Annotated in this window: 3 protein-coding genes; 1 reads left to right on the plus strand and 2 read right to left on the minus strand. The window is 71.1% G+C overall.

Translation table 11 applies throughout. From position 1 onward, the window contains the following. Positions 1–262: 262 nt before the first annotated feature. On the minus strand, positions 263–1,477 hold the full coding sequence (locus ABZ749_RS32075; RefSeq protein ID WP_357234428.1) for a DUF6596 domain-containing protein: 1,215 nt from the start codon (positions 1,475–1,477) through the stop codon (positions 263–265). Beyond that, positions 1,477–1,863 carry a YciI family protein gene (locus ABZ749_RS32080; protein ID WP_357234431.1) on the minus strand — a complete coding sequence of 129 codons (387 nt, stop codon included), beginning with the start codon at positions 1,861–1,863 and terminating at the stop codon, positions 1,477–1,479. The genes ABZ749_RS32075 and ABZ749_RS32080 overlap by 1 nt, the downstream gene beginning before the upstream one ends. A 435-nt stretch (positions 1,864–2,298) precedes the next feature. Between ABZ749_RS32080 and ABZ749_RS32085 the strand changes: the two genes are divergently transcribed. Beyond that, positions 2,299–3,431: cellulose-binding domain-containing protein (locus ABZ749_RS32085; RefSeq protein WP_357234434.1), on the plus strand; the 1,133-nt coding region annotated here is incomplete at its 3' end.

The following is a 3,431-nucleotide window of genomic DNA, read 5'->3' on the forward strand; positions in this document are numbered from 1 at the left end:
GCCACCGCCACCAGCACAAAACCGAAACGCGACACAAAGAAAACGAACACTTCGAATACCCCAAGGCCACGCCGCACAGGTTAAAGATCAAGCTAAGGCCTGTTTCATAAGAACTGGCCGGCCTGCGGCGGGCCCGGACGACGACCGGCGGCGTTGCGGTTTCGTCCGAATACAACACCGGTATCCGGACGAAACCGCGCCTTGCCGGATCGCCGCCCGGACTCCGCCTCGGCTCGACCGCCCTTATGAAACAGGCCTTACGTCAGCTCAGCGCGGCCGCCTTGCGCAGCAGCACCGAGCGTTCGCGCTGATTGGCGCAGAGCCGGGCGGCCAGCTCCAGCTCGGCGCGCGCCTCCGGAAGCCGGCCGAGGCGGGTCAGCAACTCGCCGCGCACGGTCGGGACGAGGTGTGACCCGGAGAGCCGGCTGGCGGCGATCAGCGCGTCCACGATGGCCAGGGCTGGTGCCGGACCCGAGGCCATGGCGACGGCGACGGCCCGGTTGAGTTCGACCACCGGCGAGGGCGCGACCCTGCCGAGTGTCTCGTAGAGCCGGACGATCCGGGCCCAGTCAGTCTCCTCGACCGAGGGGGCCGACGCATGCGTGGCCGCGATCGCGGCCTGTAGACCGTAGGGGCCGAGGCCGCGCTGCGCTGCCCTGGCCAGCGCGGCCAGCCCACGGCGGATCGCCGGGAAGTCCCACAGCCGGCGGTCCTGCTCCGCGAGAAGGATCGGGGTGCCGTCCGGGTCGGTCCGGGCCGGGAAACGCGCGGCCGTCAGCTCGCACAGGGCGAGCAGGCCGTGCACCTCCGGCTCGTCCGGTTGGAGCGCGGCAAGTGTGCGGGCCAGCCGGATCGCCTCGTACGCCACGTCGGGGCGCAGCAGGTGGTCGCCCGACGTGGCAGTCGACCCCTCAGTGAAGATCACGTAGAGGACGTTGAGCACGCCGCCCAGCCGCTCGCGGCGCTCAGCGGCCGGCGGCAGCTCGAACGGCACCCCGGCCGCAGTGATCGCCTTCTTGCCGCGGGTGATGCGGGCCTGCACGGTCGGCACCGGCACCAGGAACGCACGGGCGACCTCCTCGCTGGACAGGCCGCCGACCACCCGCAGGGTCAGCGCCACCTGCGACTCGCGGGAGAGCACCGGGTGGCAGCTCACGAACATCAGCGCCAGCACATCGTCATCGATTCGGTCGGTGTCGATGTCCTGATCGAGCGCGGGATCGGCCGCCAACAGGGCGTACCGCTCGTGGAGGGCGACCCGGCGGCGGATCGCGTCGATCGCCCGCCGCCGGGCCGTGGCCATCAGCCACCCGGCCGGATTGGCCGGAGAGGCGCGCGGCCAGGACACCAGCGCCTCGGCCACCGCCTCCTGGGCCGCGTCCTCTGCCAGCCCGAAGTCACCGGTGAACCGGGTCAGCGCGGCCACGATCCGCGCCGACTCGATCCGCCAGACGGCCTCGACGTCGGCCGTACCCATCAGACCTGGCCGTTGCTCTCGCCGCCCTGCGGGACCTCGTCGGCCTCGGCCACCCGCCGGACCTCGATCTTGGACCCGCGGACCGCCGGGACCCGCGTGGCCCACGCGACCGCCTCCTGTTTCGTGGCGACATCGAGCAGGAAGTAGCCTCCGAACAACTCCCTGGTCTCGCCGTACGGACCGTCGGTCACCACCGGTGCCTCGCCACCGAAGTCGACAACGACGCCCTGGCGCGGATCGTCCAGCCCCTCGGCCGCGACGAGAACCTCGGCCTTCATCATGTCCTCGATGAACTGGCGGGTGGCGGCCATCATCTCGTCGAGGTTGGCCATCATGGCCGCGTTCGTCTCATCGGTGCCCCGCATGATCAACATGTACTTCGACATCGCGTTCTCCTCATCCGGCGGGCCGCCTCTCGACCCCAGCATCCCCACGTCGAACGGGCGGCCCGCGGATCGACACGAGCCCGGAGCATTCTTCGCTGTCCCTTGCTCGGCGATCTTGCTCTTGCTGTCCCGACATAAAGGGCATCCCGTCTGTGTCGACAACCGAAACCGCATGATCGCCGCGGCTGGGTAGCGCCGCCGGCGCTTGATTCGATCGGCATTCGTCAATAGATTGAGGGTGGGCGCCGCCGGGGTCCGGGGGACCGGGCCGTCGGCGGCTGACAGGTCCACCCCGAGCCGGGCATGTCGGTCGTACGCGCGACCGGTCGCTGTGGCGCACCGCCGCGCCGCATCCAGGGCACGTTGCCACGCCGCGTCCGTCCAGGACGCGCCGCCGTGCCGCCTCCGCTCAGCTCGATGGCAGAAGGACCCTTCATGACGATTTTCCGTGCCCGCCCCGCCGCGACCCTGGTGGTCGCCGCCGCGCTGGCCGCCGCGACCACCACCGGAGCGGCCCTGCTCACCGGCCCGGCCACCGCCGCCCAGGGCTGCCGGGTCGACTACACACCCAACCAGTGGCCCGGCGGATTCACCGCCACCGTCAAGGTCTCCCCGGGGGACGCCGCCGTCTCCAGTTGGACCGTCACCTGGACGTACGCCGGGGACGAGCGGGTCACCAGCGGCTGGAACGCCACGGTCAGCCAGTCCGGATCGACGGTGACCGCCCGCAACGCGTCGTACAACGGCAGTATCCCGGCCGGCGGATCCACCGAGTTCGGGTTGCAGGGCACGTACGGCACCAGTGGTGGCGCCCCGACCGGGTTCAGCCTGAACGGCGTGCCGTGCAACGGCGCCACGCCGCCGACCACCCCACCGCCGACGACGCCTCCACCCACCACCCCACCGCCCACCACGCCTCCGCCGACCACGCCTCCGCCCACCACCGAGCCGCCGGCCGGGTGTGCCGGCGCGGTGCTCTGCGACGGCTTCGAGGGCCAGACCGGTTCGACGCCATCCGGTGACTGGACCGTGGTGAGCCCGGACTGTTCCGGCGCGGGTACCGCCACCATCGACACGGCGACCGCACACAGCGGCAGCCGGTCGGTCCGGATCAACGGCGCCGCCGGGTACTGCAATCACGTCTTCATCAGATCCACGAAGAACCTCGGCAGCGTGGGCAACGTCCGGTACGGCCGGATCTGGGTGCGGCACACCACCGCCCAACCCACCGAACACACGACGATGATGGCGATGGCCGACGCGGCCGACGGCAACAGGGACCTGCGGTTGGGTGGCCAGAACGGCGCCCTGCAGTGGAACCGCGCCTCCGACGACGCGACCCTGCCCGAGCAGAGCCCGGCCGGGGTGGCGCAGAGCCTGCCACTGCCCACCAACCGGTGGACCTGCGTGGAGTTCATGGTGGATGGCGCGGCCGGTCAGCTACGCACCTGGGTGGACGGGACCGCCATTCCCGGGCTGACTGCGATGACCACCAGCACCACCGGGATGATGACGTTCTGGTCGCGCTTCGCGGCGTCCGAGGTGTCCACGTTGATCGCGGTGAAGCC

Source organism: Micromonospora sp. NPDC047753 (assembly GCF_040642735.1).
In the GTDB taxonomy this organism is placed as follows: Bacteria; Actinomycetota; Actinomycetes; order Mycobacteriales; family Micromonosporaceae; genus Micromonospora.